This is a genomic window from Pseudarthrobacter sp. CC12 (genome assembly GCF_039907755.1).
Lineage (GTDB): Bacteria > Actinomycetota > Actinomycetes > Actinomycetales > Micrococcaceae > Arthrobacter > Arthrobacter niigatensis.
In genome coordinates this window covers 50,951-68,131 of sequence record NZ_JARDJH010000026.1, presented here as the reverse complement: position 1 = coordinate 68,131, position 17,181 = coordinate 50,951, and the positions used below count along the sequence as shown (strand labels likewise).

The 17,181-nt window shown below is 66.0% G+C and carries 17 protein-coding genes; 9 read left to right on the top strand and 8 right to left on the bottom strand.

All coding sequences use genetic code 11. The annotated features are described in order from the left end of the window. Nucleotides 1–86: 86 nt before the first annotated feature. Nucleotides 87–632 (bottom strand): TspO/MBR family protein, encoded by a 546-nt coding sequence (locus PV772_RS16595; RefSeq protein ID WP_141158056.1) that lies wholly within the window; start codon nt 630–632, stop codon nt 87–89. Between the two features lie 120 nt (nt 633–752). On the opposite strand from PV772_RS16595, the gene PV772_RS16590 reads away from it, so the two are divergent. The 3 genes from PV772_RS16590 (at nt 753) to PV772_RS16580 (ending at nt 4,847) form a co-directional block, all read left to right on the top strand. Beyond that, on the top strand, nt 753–1,886 hold the full coding sequence (locus PV772_RS16590; RefSeq protein WP_347886862.1) for a peptidoglycan bridge formation glycyltransferase FemA/FemB family protein: 1,134 nt from the start codon (nt 753–755) through the stop codon (nt 1,884–1,886). Between the two features lie 122 nt (nt 1,887–2,008). Continuing rightward, the gene (locus tag PV772_RS16585; protein ID WP_347886861.1) at nt 2,009–3,325 is read left to right on the top strand and encodes a peptidoglycan bridge formation glycyltransferase FemA/FemB family protein; all 1,317 of its coding nucleotides are present in this window, start codon (nt 2,009–2,011) and stop codon (nt 3,323–3,325) included. Between the two features lie 34 nt (nt 3,326–3,359). Next, nucleotides 3,360–4,847: a threonine/serine exporter family protein gene (locus tag PV772_RS16580; protein ID WP_347886860.1), complete on the top strand. Its 1,488-nt coding sequence runs from the start codon at nt 3,360–3,362 to the stop codon at nt 4,845–4,847. A gap of 6 nt (nt 4,848–4,853) precedes the next feature. Here the strand turns inward: PV772_RS16580 and PV772_RS16575 are convergent, their stop codons facing one another. Together PV772_RS16575 and PV772_RS16570 are read right to left on the bottom strand one after the other, a co-directional pair. Further along, complete coding sequence (locus PV772_RS16575) at nt 4,854–5,693, bottom strand: siderophore-interacting protein (protein WP_347886859.1); 840 nt, start codon at nt 5,691–5,693, stop codon at nt 4,854–4,856. Between the two features lie 13 nt (nt 5,694–5,706). Beyond that, nucleotides 5,707–6,477, bottom strand: coding sequence for a uracil-DNA glycosylase (locus PV772_RS16570; protein ID WP_347886858.1), 771 nt, complete (start codon nt 6,475–6,477; stop codon nt 5,707–5,709). A gap of 134 nt (nt 6,478–6,611) precedes the next feature. Between PV772_RS16570 and PV772_RS16565 the strand changes: the two genes are divergently transcribed. The 5 genes from PV772_RS16565 (at nt 6,612) to groL (ending at nt 11,096) form a co-directional block, all read left to right on the top strand. Beyond that, nucleotides 6,612–6,941: a DUF3263 domain-containing protein gene (locus PV772_RS16565; RefSeq protein ID WP_141158050.1), complete on the top strand. Its 330-nt coding sequence runs from the start codon at nt 6,612–6,614 to the stop codon at nt 6,939–6,941. Between the two features lie 52 nt (nt 6,942–6,993). Then, on the top strand, nt 6,994–7,632 hold the full coding sequence (locus tag PV772_RS16560) for a LytR C-terminal domain-containing protein (RefSeq protein ID WP_347886857.1): 639 nt from the start codon (nt 6,994–6,996) through the stop codon (nt 7,630–7,632). A 64-nt stretch (nt 7,633–7,696) separates the two neighbouring features. Further along, on the top strand, nt 7,697–7,903 hold the full coding sequence (locus tag PV772_RS16555; RefSeq protein WP_141180812.1) for a cold-shock protein: 207 nt from the start codon (nt 7,697–7,699) through the stop codon (nt 7,901–7,903). A 29-nt stretch (nt 7,904–7,932) separates the two neighbouring features. Further along, nucleotides 7,933–9,171, top strand: a complete 1,239-nt coding sequence (locus PV772_RS16550) for an ABC transporter substrate-binding protein (protein WP_347886856.1) — start codon at nt 7,933–7,935, stop codon at nt 9,169–9,171. A gap of 290 nt (nt 9,172–9,461) precedes the next feature. After that, entirely contained in the window at nt 9,462–11,096 is a 1,635-nt protein-coding gene (gene groL, locus PV772_RS16545) for a chaperonin GroEL (RefSeq protein ID WP_141158046.1), read from the top strand. A 151-nt stretch (nt 11,097–11,247) separates the two neighbouring features. Here the strand turns inward: groL and PV772_RS16540 are convergent, their stop codons facing one another. After that, nucleotides 11,248–12,558, bottom strand: a complete 1,311-nt coding sequence (locus tag PV772_RS16540) for an extracellular solute-binding protein (RefSeq protein ID WP_347886855.1) — start codon at nt 12,556–12,558, stop codon at nt 11,248–11,250. A 275-nt stretch (nt 12,559–12,833) separates the two neighbouring features. On the opposite strand from PV772_RS16540, the gene PV772_RS16535 reads away from it, so the two are divergent. Beyond that, nucleotides 12,834–13,844, top strand: a complete 1,011-nt coding sequence (locus PV772_RS16535; protein WP_347886854.1) for a ribonuclease HI family protein — start codon at nt 12,834–12,836, stop codon at nt 13,842–13,844. Nucleotides 13,845–13,852: 8 nt separating this feature from the next. On the opposite strand, the gene PV772_RS16530 is transcribed toward PV772_RS16535, so the two are convergent. The 4 genes from PV772_RS16530 to PV772_RS16515 form a co-directional block, all read right to left on the bottom strand. Then, nucleotides 13,853–14,140: a WXG100 family type VII secretion target gene (locus tag PV772_RS16530; protein ID WP_141158044.1), complete on the bottom strand. Its 288-nt coding sequence runs from the start codon at nt 14,138–14,140 to the stop codon at nt 13,853–13,855. Between the two features lie 104 nt (nt 14,141–14,244). Continuing rightward, complete coding sequence (locus tag PV772_RS16525) at nt 14,245–15,753, bottom strand: HAMP domain-containing sensor histidine kinase (RefSeq protein ID WP_347886853.1); 1,509 nt, start codon at nt 15,751–15,753, stop codon at nt 14,245–14,247. A 2-nt stretch (nt 15,754–15,755) separates the two neighbouring features. Next, nucleotides 15,756–16,466 carry a response regulator transcription factor gene (locus tag PV772_RS16520; RefSeq protein WP_056331118.1) on the bottom strand — a complete coding sequence of 237 codons (711 nt, stop codon included), beginning with the start codon at nt 16,464–16,466 and terminating at the stop codon, nt 15,756–15,758. Nucleotides 16,467–16,539: 73 nt separating this feature from the next. Continuing rightward, the gene (locus PV772_RS16515) at nt 16,540–17,040 is read right to left on the bottom strand and encodes a DUF427 domain-containing protein (protein WP_141158042.1); all 501 of its coding nucleotides are present in this window, start codon (nt 17,038–17,040) and stop codon (nt 16,540–16,542) included. Nucleotides 17,041–17,181 lie beyond the last annotated feature (141 nt).

Genomic DNA, 17,181 nt, shown 5'->3' with positions numbered 1-17,181 from the left:
AACCGGCAAGGACATGAGCGACAAATACAAGGAAACCGCCATGGGCGGCCTCGCCGTCAACGTCGTCGAATGCTGACCCAAGGTGCCTAGTTGTGGACGGCCGCCCACCAGTTGAGGCTGGCCGCGAACACCAGCCATGAGATGTAGGGCAGCAGGAGTAACCCTGCCATCCGGTTGATGGGACCGAAATGCAGCACCGTCACCGTAACGGCAGCAATCAGGGCCAGGATGATGGCCAGGCCCAGCCACAGCGCTGCCGTGCCAAGGGCAGGATAGAGGGCGAAGAACGCCGGGGTCCAGGCCAGGTTGAGGGCCAGTTGGATGCCGTAAACCACCATGGCCTGCCGTGTCCCATCGGCACGTTGGCGCCATACCAGCCACGCTGCAACGGCCATCGCCGCATAGAGGATGGTCCATACGGGGCCGAACACACCATTGGGCGGGGACCAGGGGGCCTTGTCCGCGGCGGCGTACCAGCCCGTGACGTTTGCCGCCGAGGCGAGTCCGCCCAGCGCCGCCACGAGAAGTGAGGCCAGCAGGAAACCGGCAAGCCCAGCCGTCTGCACGGCTGCGCTGTACGCCCGGCTTCCGCCTCCCGCGGCAGCCATGCCTTGTTCCCCATCCAGCTTCATACCCCAACCCTTGTTGACCCTGCTGAGCTCCGTCAAGGTGGCTCGCCACAACGGGGTGGTGTCGCTCCAGGGATGCTGAAGAAAAGCCGGAGCCGCCCGAGGCTTTAGACTTGAGGCTGCATGTCCGCACGCATCCAGAAGTACCGAAACCGCGCACAAACCCGATTGGACACGGCCCCCTTGCGAGAATTCACCGCACGTTTTGCCACAGCCGAGGAAATTGAGAACTGGGACAAGCACGTCACGGCCAACCCGAACGGCGGCAACATGCTGCAATCGGCCGCCTACGCATCGGTCAAGAACGGAAGTGGCTGGAAAGTCCGGTTCCTGGTGCTGGAAGGTGGAGGGAACTCCAGCTACAACCTGGTCCTGGAAAAGAGCTTTCCCGTCCTGGGCCGGCTCTGGTACCTCATTAAGGGCCCTGACCTGACAGGGGCAGCGGACCTGGGACCTGCCCTCGAAGCGTGCGCCCGGTTGGTCCGCGGCAGGAGGCTGAACGTATTCACCATCAAGGTGGAACCGGACATCATCGACTCCGACGACGCGCGGCGGGAACTCGCAGCGGCCAACCTGGCCAAGGCCCCCAACATCCAGTCCAACGACTCCACCGCCCTGCTGGACATCTCCGGCACGGAAGAGGAAGTGTTCAAGGCCGTGTCCTCCCGCGCCCGGAACGCCATCCGGCGTGCAGAGCGTGAGGGCTGCCAGGTGGTCCGGCAGGAGCATGGGCCGGAAACCTACCGGACGTTGTACGACCTGATGGCCAATACCGTCAGCGCAAAGGGATCCATGCCGCTCCGCAGCTACGACTACTACGCCCGGTTCTGGGACGAGTTCTGCAACCGCGGCCAGGGCAACTTCTTCTTCACCTACGAGGACGGAAAACCCAGCGTCGGCGCCTTCGTGATCAACTACGGTGCCAAGGCTACCTACAAGGATGGCGGCTCCATCCAGAACCGCAAGCAATACGGGGATTCGCACCTGGTGCAGTGGACTGCCATTAAACGGATGCAGGAACTCGGCTGCACGGAATACGACTTCTGTGGAACGCCGCCGGCTGCGCGCATCAAGGACAAGGCCCACAACCTCTACGGCATGGGGATGTTCAAGACCAGCTTCACCAAGACCGTCACCGACTTTGTGGGCTGCCACGACTACGTCCTGTCCCCACTCCGGCACCGGCTGTGGGTCAACGGAGGAGAAAAGGTGTTCCGCCGGATCGAAACCGCACGCACCGGCCAGCAGTTCTACTGACCAGCCCCCACCACGCGCCAACACCCAGGCACCCGCCGGGCCGCACCCCTGTGCAGCCTGCCCCGAATACCGTCCGCCCCGTGAGCCCCCCGGCCGCGAAGAGTCGAGAAGAAGGTCACCCCTTGAACACAGTTTCCGCCGCTACCGGGCTTCAGTACGCCAACCTCAGCGACGCCGACTTCGAGGCCTTCGCCCTGAAGCACCCGCAGAACAGTTTCCTGCAGTCCATCGACTTTGCCCGCTTCCAGCGCGCCCGTGGACAGCAGGTGGAACTCTTCGGAGTCCGGTGCGACGGCGAACTTGTCGCCGCCGGAAAGCTCAACTTCACCACCACCCGGCTGGGATACACCGTCTGCGAATGCGCCAAGGGCCCCCTCATGGACTACACGGACCGCGAACTGGTGGGCGCCGTCGTCGGGCTCCTCCGCAAGCATGCGGCGGGCCGCAAAGCCGCTGAGCTGCGGATCTCTCCCAACATCCGGTACATCGCCCGGGACGCCGACGGCGCGGAGCAGCCGGACGTCGAAGACAACCGGCCGCTGGTGGCGGACCTGGAGCGACTGGGATTCCAACACCAGGGCCTGGACATGAACTTCGTCAACGTCAACTGGATGTTCATCAAGAACCTGGTAGGGATCCAGGACGCCGAAGAACTGATCATGGGCACCAGCTACCGGACGCGGAAAGCCATCCGCAAGGCGGAGAAGAACGGCGTCTTCCTCGAACAGGCCACCCTGGAAACCCTCGACGATTTCTACGGCGCACTGAGCCGCGCCGGCGACGAAAAGGGCTTCGTGTACCGCGAACGCGCCTACTACGAGAACCTGCTCCGCACCACCTCCGCGGAATTCACCAAGCTGATGATGGCCAAGATCGACATCCCGGCCTACCGCAAGTCCATTACCGAACGCCTGGCCGCGGAGTCAGCCACGGCAGCCGAACTCCGCCGCGAGGTTGAGGAGACAGGCAGCAAGAAGAAGGCCAACCGGCTCAAGGTGGTCCAGGACCTGGTGGACAGCTACGAGCGGAGCCTGAAGGACATCGAGCGGTTCCCCGACTCGGTCGGAACGGCAACCGTGGCAGCCATCCATTTTGTTTGCTACGGCGACGAGGTGGTGTGCGTCATCGGCGGCACCGTCCAGGACTACATCTACTTCAACGGCGCAACCTCCCTCTACTGGGGAATGATGCTGCACGCCCTGGAGAAGGGCTACCCGCGCTACAACTTCTATGGCACGTTCGGTATCTCCGGGCAGGACGAGGAAGGCCACGGCGGCTACGAGTTCAAGAAGGGCTTCGGCGGTGAGGTGGTCCAGCTGGTGGGCGACTTCGTCCTGCCGGTGCGTCCGGCCATCTTCCATGCCAACAAGCTCGCCAGGTCCGCCGCGGCGGCCGCCCGCACACTGCTGGGCAAACTGCCGCTGAAGCGCGCATCCTGACAGTCCATCAACCGCGCACAGGGAGGAACCGGGCATGACCAACCGGCCCGAACGGCCCGGGTCCAGGCCGACAACTGACGGCCTGCCCAAGACTGAACCGCTGACCCCTGCGCAGCTCCGGCAGGATGCTGCGGCCAAACGGATGCTGCGCCGCCTGGTCCAGGGCGAGAACCCTCCCACGGCTCCGTTAAGCATTGTGGACCGGCTGGCGGGCAGCCCGTACGCCAACCCCACCATCCAGGTGGGCGGCGTGGACACCTCAGCGCGCAAGACCTTGGACTTTGCCTTGCACCTGGCGGAAACCATGTTCCGTTACGGCGCCGGAGCCCTCGAAGTCGAAACCAGCATCATCGCGGTCACGGCCGCCCTGGGGCTGAAGAACATCGAGGTTGACATCACCAACCAGTCCGTAGGCATCAACTACGCGCCCAAGGACCAGACTCCCATCGCCCTGCTGCGCGTGGTGAGGTCATGGACCAACAACTACGCGGGCCTGGCAAAGGTGCACCAGCTGGTCACCGACATCGTCGCCGGCGGCGTGGGCCGTGACGAGGCGATCCGCAGGCTCAACGAGGCCATCACCAGTCCCAAGCCGTACCCCCGGTGGATGGTTACCGTGGCGTTCGGCATCTTCGCGGCGGTGTTCGTGGGAGTGCTGGGCGGCGGCCCGGTGTCATCGGCGATCGCGTTCGCGGCAAATATCGGAATCAGCCTGCTGGCCCGGCAGTTGGGACGCTCGCGGGTCCCGGACTTCTTCATCACCGCCAGCTGCTCCTTTGTGGTCACCATCCTGGCGCTGCTGTTGTGGCAGCTGGGGCTCACCACGTCACCGTCAATTGTGGTGGTGGGCGGCATCCTGCTGCTCCTGCCCACCGGCCGCCTGGTGTCCTCCGTGCAGGACGCCATCAACGGCTTCCCCGTAACCGCGGCGGGCCGGTTCCTGTCCACCCTCCTGACCTTCGGCGCCATCGTGGCAGGAATCGCCGTTGCCTTCGTCGTGGGGGAGCTCACCGGCCTGCAGCGCATCGACGTCACCCAGACCTTCCCGCCCGCCTACGACCTCTGGGTCCTCATTCTCTTCGTGGCTGCAGCGGTGATGGCCATCGGCATCACGGAACAGACCACCTGGAAGCTGCTGCTGCCCACGGCGGCCGTTGGCGTCGCCGGTTACCTGGTGCTGCTCGGCTGCGGAGTGTTGGGTATCGGCGACCGGTTCTCACCTGCCATCGCCGCCGTCGTCATTGGCCTGCTCGCCCGGGTGGTGGCACTGCGCATGGGGGCACCGCAGCTGGTAGTGGCGGTGCCCGCGGCACTGATCCTGCTGCCTGGCCTCACAATATTCCGGTCAATGTATGTGCTCACCGTTGAGGAGTCCGAAGTCCTGGCGGGCGCCGGCGGGATGCTCAGTGCCGGTGCCATCGTGCTGGGCACGGCAGGGGGCATCGTCCTGGGCGACGTGCTGGCCCGCCCCCTGACCCGCAGCCTTGCCAGCAACGAGCGGCGCCGGGCGCGCCGCCGCTAGCAAAACCTAGATCTGCCCGACCGGAAGTTTCTTTTCAGCCTGGAACACGTCCTCCACCCGGCCCTGCGCCCAGTAACCGGAGAGGGACACCTGGCGGCGTTCGAGGCCGCGCTGCTTGAACAGGACCTCCCGCAGCGCCTTCATGTAGCCGCGTTCGCCGTGCGCAAAGACGTCCACCATGCCGCTGGGCCATTCGGCGTCCGCCACGGCCTTGACCAGCAGGTCGCTGGAACCGGCCGGGGTGCCGTTGCGGGGCAGCCAGGTCACCTGCAGACCCGCAGGCGCCGAAAGGGGCTGGATGTCGGCTTCGGAGCCGACCTCCAGGAAGGCAAGGCCGGTTGCCCCTGCCGGGAGGGCCTCGATGCTGGCGGCGATGGCGGGCAGGGCCGCTTCGTCACCGGCAAAGAGATACCAGTCGGCCCCGGGATTGGGATTGTACGCACCGCCCGGGCCGGTGAACGTCAGGGTCTCGCCCGGCTGGGCCTTGGCCGCCCAAGGACCGGCGAGCCCTTCGTCGCCGTGGACCACGAAGTCGATGGCCAGTTCCCGGGTTTCCGGGTCCACCCAGCGCACCGTGTAGGTGCGGGTGAAGGGCCACTGGTCGCGCGGCATGGTTTCCCGGACAACCTCCAGGTCCAACGGGGAGGGGTACTGCACGTCCGGCTGCGGGAAAATGATCTTCACGTACCGGTCAACGAACCCGTTGTTGATGAAATCGCCGAAACCCTCTCCGCCGGCCACGATCCGGACCATGTGCGGGGACAGCTGCTCCTTGCGCAGTACGGTGAGGTTGACCTGCGGACGGCTCTTCTTGGTTGCGCTGGGGGCGGCGGGGACAGGGCTCATAGGGCAAGCCTAGCTAGGGCAGCGGCGGGAGTTCCCAGGTTACGCCAGATGCCCCTTGTTCCCGGAGCAGTTGGTTCACCCGGCTGAACGGCCTCGAGCCAAAAAACCCGCGGGACGCGGACAGGGGACTGGGGTGGGCGCTGGCGACGGCCGGGGCGCCGGCAAGCAGCGGCCGGACCCCCTCAGCCTCCTTGCCCCACAAGAGGGCCACCAAGGGCAACCCCGACCCGTCCGGGGCCTTCCGTGCGGCCAGCGCCGTGACCGCCGCCGTCGTAATTTCCTCCCAGCCCTTCCCGCGGTGGGAGCCGGCCGCACCGGCCCTGACGGTCAGGACCCGGTTCAGGAGCAGCACGCCCTGCTGCGTCCACGCCGAAAGGTCGCCATGGACGCGCGGGGGAATGCCCAGATCGGATTCCAGCTCCCGGTAGATGTTTACCAGGCTGCGGGGGAGGGGGCGGGTGCGGGAGTCGACCGAAAACGACAGGCCGACGGCGTGTCCAGGCGTGGGGTAGGGGTCCTGGCCCACGATGAGGACCTTCACGCCGGCGAGCGGCTGGCGGAAAGCGCGCAGGACGTTCGACGGCGCCGGCAGCAGCTGGTGTCCGGCCGCCTCCTCGCCTGCCAGGAAGGCCAGCACCTTCCGCAGCTGGGCTTCCACGCCCTGCAGTGCCGCGGCCCAGTCCGGAGCCATGAGCTCTGCCAGCGGCAGCTCGGCCAGGCCGGCGAAGCTGAGCGTGTCCGCCGGGTCCTGCTGGAGCTCAAACAGCGCATCCGATTCAACCATCGTTCCATTGTCGCAGGGACCATGTGGAGACCAGGCACCGTGCGGCGGCGGCCCGGGCCGCCGAATGACACTGCTGTTATTCGGCGGCTAGCATAGGGGTAAGACATTGACCGTAACCAGCTAAGGAGTGCGCCGTGGCGGAACCGGCCCGGGAACACCTGCCGGAGCAGGATCCGCAGAAGTCCCTCCTGGCGGATTTCATCCTCCGCGAGTCCTCCCTGTCGGAGCGCGAACAACAGATGCTGGCGCTGGAACGGCAGTGGTGGAAGTACGCGGGAGCCAAGGAACAGGCCATCCGCGAGCTCTTTGACCTCTCCGCAACCCACTACTACCAGCTTCTCAACGCACTGATCGACCGCGAGGACGCCGTGGCCCACGATCCCATGCTGGTCAAGAGATTGCGTAGACTACGTACGTCGCGCCACCGTGCACGTACTGCCCGGCGCCTGGGATCCGACGCTTAGAGACGCCCCAGGCCGGGACAACAGCCGCAATCAACAAGGATGTCCTTCCACCATGACCAGATACGCCCGCGATGAATTCGACAAGGTCCCCGAGGCCGCGTCGCGACAAGGTGTCCACCGGACGGCTTCGGCCCCGTCCCGGGTACGGCTTTGGCCCATCCTGGCGGTGGGAATGGCAGCCCTTGCCATTGGGCTGCTGTCCTTCCTGATCCTTCCCAAACTCGGCTTCAACGCCAACGCGAGCCAGGCATCGGCAAGCGTGGAGTCAGCTCCGCTGGCCGGCACCGGATCCACGCCCACGGCCACGCAGGCTGCCGGCTCCGCCTCCAGGGGGACCCCCACGCCGTCCCCCTCTGCCGGGCCAACCCAGGTCAGCGAGCCAGCGCCCACGTCGTCGGCCACCCAGCAGGCCGTGGTCGACAGGACGCAGGCAGTGGCTGTCTACAACGCCGCCGGCACGGCCGGGCTGGCCAGCCGGGTGGGCGGCACGGTCCAGGCCGACGGCTGGCGGCTCGGCCCGGTGGGCAACTGGTCCGGCGCCCCGCAAAAGTCCTCCGTGATTTTCTATGCCGGCCCCCAGCAACTGGCCAGTGCCCAGGAACTCGCCGGGCTGTTGAATATCCCCACCGTTGTGAGCAGTACCGAGTTCCAGGTACCACTCGTCGTGGTCCTTGGCCCGGGTTACCGGTAGCCGCACCCCGTCCAGTTACCCGGTCTGGTCTCCACCCGGCCCCCGATGGAAAGAGTTGTTGATCATGGCACTGGGAACCGTCAAATGGTTCAACGCTGAAAAGGGCTACGGCTTCATCACCGTTGACGGTTCCGGTGACGACATTTTTGTCCACTGGTCCGCCATCCAGGGGGAGGGCTACCGTGCCCTGGCCGAAGGCCAGCGGGTCCAGCTCGATGTCGGCGAGGGCGAAAAAGGTCCGCAGGCGGAAAACGTCCGGCCCGCGCAGTGATGCCCGCATTGCGTCCCGGAGCCCGAGCCATGCCGGTACTCGCGCTGTCCCTGGGAGCCGTCCTTTCGCTGGGTGCATGCGCCGGCACCGGCGGCAACGCCAGGGTGGAACCTGCCGAGGCTTCCGGCGACGGTGTGCTCCGGGTGGGCGTCATCCTGGACAACTCCGGTGACAACGCCTTCCTCAACGCCCCGCAACTGGCTGCCGCCAAGCTTGCCATCCAGGACATCAACGCCGCCGGCGGACATAAAGGCCGGCCAGTGGAGCTCCTTCCGGTGCACCCGGACCAGGACACGGCGAAGCAGGCAAGCGACGCAGCGGCCGCCAAAGCGGACGTGGTGATCGGGCCCACCGACTCCAGCCACGCCCCGGCAGCAGCGGACATCCTGTCCCGCGCACACATCCCCCTGATCTCGCCGGCCAATACCGCTGCCGGTCTTACCGGGCTGGCGAGCGGAGGCTACTACTTCCGGACCGCAGCAGCCGACGTTGCGCAAGGACCCGTGCTGGCCAAACTTGCCAAGGACGCCGGCGCCGCCACGATCAGCGTGCTGTACCAGGAAGGCTCCTACGGCAAGGACCTCTCCGGAGCCGTCTCGGAGGCAGCCAAAGGGGCCGGACTTACGGTCCTGCCGGGCGCCCGTTTCAAAGCCGGTGCTGCCGCCGAGGCCGCCCGCTCCGCGTCCAAGGCCAAGCCGGACGCCGTCGTCGTGATTGCCCGCGAGGGTGCACGGGACGCCCTGGTGGAGCTGAACAGTGCAGGCGTTGCCGGCTCCCGGATCATCCTCAGCGACGGCGCGTTTGCCCGCTACGGGTCCGGGCTCGCACCCGGGACACTCGAAGGTGCCCGCGCCGTCGTTCCCGGGCAGTTGCCCGCCGCTGCGTTCCAGGCGAAACTGCTGGCCGTTGACCCGGCACTCAAGGATGTCTCCTTCGCCGCTGAAACCTACGACGCCGTCACACTGGCGGCCCTGGCCGCGGCCCATGCACAGGATGACGCCGGCCGCTCCATTGCCGCGAACCTGGTCCCGGTCTCCGGGGGAACAGCTTCCTCCGGTGCCGGCGCGCCGGTCGCCCCCTGCCTGAGCTACAAGGAGTGCCTCGGTGGACTCGCAGGCAGCCCGGACATCAATTACGACGGCGAATCGGGCCCGGTTGCCTTCGATGCCAATGGGGACATTACCTCGGCCGCTTTCTCCGTGTACACCTTCGGGGCCGACAACAGCCCCTCTCTGTCCGGCCGGGAGACGGCGGGCCACTCCGGCTGATCGCCCTGGGCGAAGCGGACCCTGCCTGCGGGGCGTTACGCGTCTTTTCGCTTGCACTCTCACCTGGGGAGTGCTAATTATTGACTTAGCACTCTGACGTACCGACTGCTAAAGCAACGCCTGGTTCCGGCTGGCAGCGCACGGCACCGGTCGACGAGCGAAAGAAACACCTCACTTCAGTGAGATCCCCGCCCGGAGGCATACAGAGGCCCCCGGCAAAGGATCGTCCGTCGCGGGCACTGCAGCGAAGGTTCATTCTTAACGACTGTCCCGAAAGGACTATTGCCGTTATGGCCAAGATCATTGCATTTGATGAAGAGGCACGCCGCGGCCTTGAGCGTGGCCTGAACACCCTCGCCGACGCCGTTAAGGTCACCCTCGGCCCGCGTGGACGCAACGTCGTCCTCGAAAAGAAGTGGGGCGCCCCCACGATCACCAACGATGGTGTCTCCATCGCCAAGGAGATCGAGCTGGACGATCCTTACGAGAAGATCGGCGCCGAGCTGGTCAAGGAAGTTGCCAAGAAGACCGACGACGTTGCCGGTGACGGCACCACCACGGCAACCGTCCTGGCCCAGGCCCTGGTCAAGGAAGGCCTGCGCAACGTTGCTGCCGGCGCCGACCCGCTGTCCCTCAAGCGCGGCATCGAGAAGGCCGTTGACGCCGTCACCGCCGAACTGCTGAACTCCGCCAAGGAAATCGAAACCAAGGAAGAGATCGCGGCCACCGCCTCCATCTCCGCCGGTGACGACGAGATCGGTGCCCTCATCGCCGAAGCCCTGGACAAGGTGGGCAAGGAAGGCGTCATCACGGTCGAGGAATCCAACACCTTCGGCCTGGAGCTGGAACTCACCGAAGGCATGCGCTTCGACAAGGGCTACATCTCCGCCTACTTCGTCACCGACGCTGAGCGCCAGGAAACGGTCCTCGAGGATCCGTACATCCTGATCGTCAACTCCAAGATCTCCAACGTCAAGGAACTGGTTGCTGTCCTGGAGAAGGTCATGCAGTCCAACAAGCCGCTGCTGATCATTGCCGAGGACATCGAGGGCGAGGCCCTGGCCACCCTGATCGTGAACAAGATCCGCGGCACCTTCAAGTCCGTCGCCGTCAAGGCTCCGGGCTTCGGCGACCGCCGCAAGGCCCAGCTCGCCGACATCGCCGTCCTCACCGGCGGCCAGGTCATCTCCGAGGAAGTTGGCCTCAAGCTGGAGACTGCCGGCCTGGAGCTCCTGGGCCAGGCCCGCAAGGTAGTTGTCACCAAGGACGAGACCACCATCGTCGAAGGTGCCGGCGACGCCGACCAGATCGCCGGCCGCGTTTCCCAGATCCGCGCCGAGATCGAGAACTCCGACTCCGACTACGACCGCGAGAAGCTGCAGGAGCGCCTGGCCAAGCTGGCCGGCGGCGTGGCAGTCATCAAGGCCGGAGCCGCAACCGAGGTTGAGCTCAAGGAGCGCAAGCACCGCATCGAAGACGCAGTGCGCAACGCCAAGGCTGCCGTTGAGGAAGGCATCGTCGCCGGTGGCGGCGTGGCCCTGATCCAGGCCGGCGCCAAGGCATTCGCCAACCTGCAGCTCTCCGGCGACGAAGCAACCGGCGCCAACATCGTCCGCGTTGCCATCGACGCGCCGCTGAAGCAGATCGCCTTCAACGCCGGCCTCGAGCCGGGCGTTGTGGTCGACAAGGTCCGCGGCCTGCCCGCCGGCCACGGCCTGAACGCAGCAACCGGCGAGTACGTCGACCTGCTGGCTGCAGGCGTCAATGACCCCGTCAAGGTGACCCGCTCTGCCCTGCAGAACGCGGCCTCCATTGCCGGCCTGTTCCTCACCACCGAAGCAGTGGTTGCTGACAAGCCGGAGAAGGCCGCAGCACCCGCCGGTGGCGACGACATGGGCGGCATGGGCGGCATGGGCGGCTTCTAAGCCTCCCGGCCGGGACCTGCCCGCCAAACTGCAAAGTGCGGCCCCCTCTTCGGAGGGGGCCGCATTTTTATGTCGAAGGTTTTGGGTCCCGGCCACGCTGACGCGGCCGGCGCTGGCTGAGCCGCCCGGACGAGGAGCTGCGGGAGGCGGGTTACTTCCGGGCCGAATCCAGCATTCCCTGTACTTCCTTCTTGAATGCTTCCGCCGCGGCCTGTGGTGTCATCCGGTCGTACAGCACTTCATCCGTGTACCTCCTGATGACGTTCTGGACGCTGCCTGCACCCACGGGCGGGACAGGGGGTGCGTCCTTGATGTCCGGGGCTATGTCCTTCAGGAAGCCAACCACGGTGGTGTCAGCCGGCTTGAGCTGCGGGGTGATGCCCGAAACGATGTCCGGATTGGTGGGGACGCCCCTGTCGGTCATCAGGATGGCGCCCGCCTCCGGACTGTTGGTGAGGTAGTTGATGAACTCCGCGGCCTGCTGGGGATGCTTCGAACGCGAGGATGCCGACCAAAACATAGTGGGCTTGTAGTACATGCCACTGTCGGTCGAGGCACCGTCGACGCTGGGCGCCCGCAGCATTTTGATGCTGCTGCCGGTGGTGGCTTCAAGGGAACCAAGCTGGTTGGTCCACCACCAGGCCATGGCAACCCGATTTGTTCCGAACAGGCTTTCCTCCAGTCCTGCCCCTGCATCCTCGGTTGCCACGGTCGCTGCCGGACTGGCCTTGGAGTCGCGCTGTTCCTTGATCCGTTCCCAGAAAGATGCTGCAGTGGCGGCTTCAAAATCGAGCTTGCCGTCCCCTGAGTAGAGATTCTCGCCGTGCTGGCGCAGCCAGATGATCAGGTCGGCCTCGTTGCTGCCATAAGCGGCCCCGTAGATCTTCCCATTACCTGCTGCGCTGATCTTCGTCGCCGTGTCCACGAAGTCTTTCCACGTCCAGGTCTTGTCGTCCGGCACGGGCACTCCGGCTGCCTGGAACACTTTCGTGTTGGCCATGATGACATAGGCGTTCTGGCCTGTGCTCAGCCCGTACTGGGCGCCCCCGTACTTACCCGACGCAAGCGCTTCCTTGTCGAGTTTTGAGGTATCAATGCCGTTTTGCCTGGACAGGTCCATCAGCGCCCCGCGACCGCCGTATTCGGCGATGTATTTCTGGTCCATCTGGATGACGTCGGGTGCATCGTTGGCAGCGGTCTTCGTGGCCAGCTTGTCCCAATAGCTGGACCATTCTCCCGGCTCTGCTTTGATTTTGATGTTCGGGTGCGAGGCCTCAAAGGCCGCGATGACTTTGTTTGTCTGCGCATTCAGGTATTCATTGCCCCACCAGGCGAACCGCAAGGTCACCTGGCCGTTGTCGCCTGAACCGCCGGGGGCCCCGCAGCCGGTGGCCAGGAGGGAAAGGGCCAGCGCGGCCGCGCCCAGCTGGAAGCGGCGCCGGCTTACGACTGAAATCGTCATTGATGTTCCTTCCGGATAGGCTCCTTTTACGCCGCGGAAGCCGTGATGCGCGAACCGTGGGCGTCAGAAACCGCTTTCTTAAGTTATGCGGCGATTGTTTCGTGTGCTCTCCGCCCACGTCAAGGGTTTCCGGTAAACGTTTTCCCGCCCCCGTCGGTTTTTGGGTGCACGGCCGTCCCACAGCCCGGTTCCGGGGCGCCGGAGGGCGGCAGCTCACCCAGGCTGAGATGCGGTGGCGTCGGTCCAATGTCGGCCGCTTCTGGCAGGATGGACCAGTGACGATTACTGCAGCGGCTGATGGTTCGGCCTTGGGAAACCCCGGCCCGGCCGGCTGGGCCTGGTATGTGAATGACGATTGCTGGCGTGCCGGCGGCTGGCCCCACGGGACCAACAACCAGGGGGAGCTGATGGCTGTCCTTGACCTCCTGCGCGCTACCGCGCACCTGCCGGGGGAAGACCTCCGCATCCTCTGCGACAGCCAGTACGTGATCAATTCCATTACCAAGTGGATGCCGGGATGGAAGCGCAAAGGATGGCGCAAAGCCGATGGCAAACCCGTCCTCAATGTGGAACTGCTGAAGGAACTCGACCGCGAACTGGCCGGACGCACCTACACGTTCGAATGGGTCAAGGGCCACGCCGGGCACGACCTCAATGAAGCTGCCGATGAACGGGCCAGGGCCGCGGCCACGGCGTACCAGCAGGGAGTGGCGGCACGGTCCGGCCCCGGGTTCCCCGGCGGCCATCACCCGGGGGCCTCCGAGCGCCCGGCGGCGGCCCAGGCGGCGCGAGGCGCAGGCTCCCCGCCGGCAACGCTGGATATCCCGGCCGCGGCGCCGGCCCGTTCCACGGCGCCGGTGTCTTCCTACGAGGAACCCGACCTGTTCAGTGAACTGGACAATGAAGCCCTCGAAGTGGCCGAAGCAATCCAACAGGCGGGCTCCATACCGCCGGAAGCGCTGGTGGAGGAGCTCGAACGTGAGCTTCTGGGCCCGCTGGTGCGCGGGGACATCGGGCGGACCGCCGTCCTCCTACACCCGGACTTCATGGAAATCGGCAGTTCGGGAAGGGTGTGGACCCGGGATGCCATGATGATGGCACTGGAAGAGGACCCGGGGGAACGGACCGACATCGAAATCCTGGGTGCTGACCGCATCGGCACCAGCGCGGTCCTGCTGACGTACCGAAACTTTGCGCGTACCGGCACGACGCTCCGCAGCTCACTGTGGGTCCTGGACGGGGAACGGTGGCGGCTGCGGTTCCACCAGGGAACCCCGGAGGCCTGACCGGCAGGTCAGCTGAACCGCTGGGCGTTTCCCTGTTCGGCCTGGGCATAGGTGGCAGCGGCAGAGGAAAGAGCGGCGTTGATGGATGCCAGCGAGGCCTCCACCCGGCCCTGGGTGATGGTCCACTCAGTGACGAGCGCCTGGAAGTTTGTGGCTGCGGAACCCCGCCATGAACCCTGCAGCTCGTCCAGGCCGCGCTTCATGGCGTGGACGTCGGCGCTGATCCGGTCCACGGTGGCCTGCACGTTGGCGGACTTTAGCTGCAGCAGGTCTGTGTCGACGGAAATGATGCTCATGGCTGTGCCTCTCGGATACAGCGGGGCTGCCCCCGCGCCCGGCGGTTCCGGGCTGCTGGGACGAGCCTATGGAGCCGTGGCAGGCGTGGGCCACGGCCAGCAGGCTATATGTGGATAACCGATCCGTCGCCGCCCCTGGAAGGAATGCTGCCATCCGCTTCTTCCCGGCCGTCTCCTCCGCCATCGCGGGGTGCGTCTTCGCGCCGCGGCAGGCTGACCACCAGGGTGGCGCCGCCGCCGTCGGTCTTTTCCACCCGCACCGTCCCCCCGTGGGAGCCCACGATTGCCGCCACGATGGCGAGGCCCAGGCCGCTGCCGCCGGTCTCCCGGGTACGGGACGTGTCAGCCCGGTAGAAGCGTTCGAAGACCTTGGCTGCGTCCTCTTCCGAAATACCGGGCCCATGGTCACGTACTTCAATCACGGACCGCTCGCCGCCGCCTGTTCCCCGGACACCGACGGCAAGCTCGATCGGAGTGCCCTCAGGGGTGTAGCGCAGCGCGTTGCCCACGAGGTTTCCCACCACCTGGCGCAGCTTGGCCTCATCACCCAGGACGGGGGCCGGTCCCGCCGGCCCGCCGTCGAGCCCGGTCAGCGAGATCACCCTGGAACGGTCGCTTGCCTGGGTGTCCACTACGGCATCGTGCGCAATCAGTTGCAGGTCCACCGGCTTTTGCTGCAGCGGGCGCTGCTCGTCGAGCCGGGCCAGCAGGAGCAGGTCCTCCACCATGGACCCCATGCGCTTGGCTTCGCTTTCGATCCGGCCCATGGCGGTGGCCACGTCCTCGTCCGTGGCCAGGGCGCCGTGGCGGTACAGCTCGGAGAACCCACGGATGGTCACCAGCGGGGTACGCAGCTCGTGGGACGCATCCGCGGCGAAGCGGCGCATCCGTGCCTCCGAGGCAGTCCGGGCCGCGAACGCGGTCTCAATATGCGCAAGCATGGCGTTCAGTGAGCTGCTCAGGCGGCCCAGTTCGGTGGTGGGGTTTTCCACTTCCACGCGCCGGGAGAGGTCCCCGGCGGCAATGGCGGCCGCCGTCTTCTCCACCCTGGCCAGCGGCCGGAAGGACCGGGACACAGTCCAGCTGGCAATGAGCGAGGCCAGCAGCAACGTCAGCAGGCCCACTCCGGTGACCACCAGGGTGGCATGCTTGAGGACGTCGTCAACACTCTCCAGGGGCAAGCCGATGACCACCACGGCCATGGTCTGGCCGTTCTGGACCGTCACCGCCACTACGCGCCAATTTTCCCCGTCCGTCCCGCGGACCTGGAAGGGAGTCTGCCCGCGCGCCTGGGCCTGCTCCACCGTGAACGCATTGATGTCCGGGTGGTAGTCAGGATCCCCGCCGAAGGTGTACGGCTGCTCGCCCGGGGCGAAGAGCATCAGCGAGTAGTCGGTGGGTATGGAGCTGGGTGCCTGCAGCTGGGTGAAGGAGCGCTGTTTCCGGGCGGAGTCGACGGCGGCGTTCAGTTTGTCATCCACCTGGCCCTGGAGGTAGCTGTGCAACAGCGTCAGGGTGACCGCGCCGGTCACCGTCAGGGCCACGATCAGCAGGGCCATGATCATGGCCACCAGCTGCGACCTGAGGGAGGCCGACTTCCACCGCTTCAGCAAGGTCAGCGCTTTTCAGCCGTCCGCAGGACGTAGCCCACGCCGCGCTTGGTCTGGATCAGTGCGGGCGCCTCCGGGTCGATGTCCACTTTCCGCCGCAGGTAGGAGATGTAGGACTCCACGATGGACGCGTCGCCGTTGAAGTTGTACTCCCAGACGTGGTCCAGGATCTGCGACTTGGACAGGACCCGGTTGGGGTTGAGCATGAGGTAGCGCAGCAGCTTGAACTCGGTGGGGGACAGTTCGATGACCGTTCCGCCGCGCCGCACCTCGTGGGCGTCGTCGTCGAGCTCCAGGTCGTCCACCCGGATCACGGCGTCGTCGTCCAGCAGGGGCTGGGTGCGGCGGAGCACGGCCCGGATCCTGGCCACCACTTCGTCCAGGCTGAAGGGTTTGGTGACGTAGTCGTCACCGCCAACGGTCAGGCCGGTGACCTTGTCCTCGGTGTCGTCCTTGGCGGTCAGGAAGAGAACAGGGAAGTGCTTGCCGGAGGCGCGGAGCCGGCGGGTCACGGTGAAGCCGTCCATGTCGGGGAGCATGACATCCAGCACGGCCAGGTCAGGGGCGTGGGTATCGGCAGCGGCGAGGGCATCGCGGCCGTTGGCGGCGGAGACCACTTCAAAACCGGCAAACCGCAGCGACGTGGAGAGGAGCTCGCGGATGTTGGGTTCATCATCAACGACGAGCAGCCGGGCTTCTGGACCGTTCTTGTTCATGTTCCCATCATGCTCCCAGTCTCTGGGAGTTGTCTGGATATTCGTTGTGAGCATGGTGATGGTGGGCTTGCGGTTACCAGTCCATGGTCCCCGGTTCGCCCTTGAATGGGCCCACCACCTTGCTGGTGATCCAGCCGCCGTAGAAGCGGCCCGGTTGCGCCTGGACCCGCTCCCCATCCACCTCGCAGTAATCCATCCGGCCGGGGTAGACGGCCACCCGGTCGGCGAGGGCCTCGAAACCGGACGCCGGCTCAGGATAGGACCAGGCGGCGCTCTCCGCTTCCTTTCCGCCGCCGCGCACGGTGAGGTACTTTGCCGAGCCCTTGAACTCGCAGAAGCTGCTGCCCGACGCGGGCTCCAGCGCGCCCTCGGCGAATGCTGACCTGGGAACGTAGTACACCGGCGGATGGCTGGTCTCAAGGACCCGCAGGGAATCGGTGGTGTCCAGGATCAGCTCCCCGCCCAGGACGATGCGTACCCGTTCGCTGCTGCGTTCGATCCGGGGCGGGCGGGGGTAGTCCCACACCGACTCCTGCCCGGGCCCGGGGACGGCCGGAACGATTCTCGTTGTCATGGTTCCAGTGTGCATCCGCGTGCGGCGTTCCGCATCCGGGAACCCAATCGGCGTCGAGAACGTTCCCGTTCCCGCATCTTCCCCAGCCCCTGGTGCGGGAATACAGTGATCCTTGCCGGACGGTCAAGCCCGGCACCAGCG

What these genes read in the sequence shown, in the direction of transcription:
- PV772_RS16520 (WP_056331118.1), bottom strand. Translation starts at nt 16,466, where the DNA reads ATGAACAAGAACGGTCCAGAAGCCCGGCTGCTCGTCGTTGATGATGAA.
- PV772_RS16550 (WP_347886856.1), top strand. Translation starts at nt 7,933, where the DNA reads ATGCCGGTACTCGCGCTGTCCCTGGGAGCCGTCCTTTCGCTGGGTGCA.
- PV772_RS16540 (WP_347886855.1), bottom strand. Translation starts at nt 12,558, where the DNA reads ATGACGATTTCAGTCGTAAGCCGGCGCCGCTTCCAGCTGGGCGCGGCC.
- PV772_RS16515 (WP_141158042.1), bottom strand. Translation starts at nt 17,040, where the DNA reads ATGACAACGAGAATCGTTCCGGCCGTCCCCGGGCCCGGGCAGGAGTCG.
- PV772_RS16560 (WP_347886857.1), top strand. Translation starts at nt 6,994, where the DNA reads ATGACCAGATACGCCCGCGATGAATTCGACAAGGTCCCCGAGGCCGCG.
- groL (WP_141158046.1), top strand. Translation starts at nt 9,462, where the DNA reads ATGGCCAAGATCATTGCATTTGATGAAGAGGCACGCCGCGGCCTTGAG.
- PV772_RS16530 (WP_141158044.1), bottom strand. Translation starts at nt 14,140, where the DNA reads ATGAGCATCATTTCCGTCGACACAGACCTGCTGCAGCTAAAGTCCGCC.
- PV772_RS16570 (WP_347886858.1), bottom strand. Translation starts at nt 6,477, where the DNA reads ATGGTTGAATCGGATGCGCTGTTTGAGCTCCAGCAGGACCCGGCGGAC.
- PV772_RS16575 (WP_347886859.1), bottom strand. Translation starts at nt 5,693, where the DNA reads ATGAGCCCTGTCCCCGCCGCCCCCAGCGCAACCAAGAAGAGCCGTCCG.
- PV772_RS16555 (WP_141180812.1), top strand. Translation starts at nt 7,697, where the DNA reads ATGGCACTGGGAACCGTCAAATGGTTCAACGCTGAAAAGGGCTACGGC.
- PV772_RS16595 (WP_141158056.1), bottom strand. Translation starts at nt 632, where the DNA reads ATGAAGCTGGATGGGGAACAAGGCATGGCTGCCGCGGGAGGCGGAAGC.
- PV772_RS16580 (WP_347886860.1), top strand. Translation starts at nt 3,360, where the DNA reads ATGACCAACCGGCCCGAACGGCCCGGGTCCAGGCCGACAACTGACGGC.
- PV772_RS16590 (WP_347886862.1), top strand. Translation starts at nt 753, where the DNA reads ATGTCCGCACGCATCCAGAAGTACCGAAACCGCGCACAAACCCGATTG.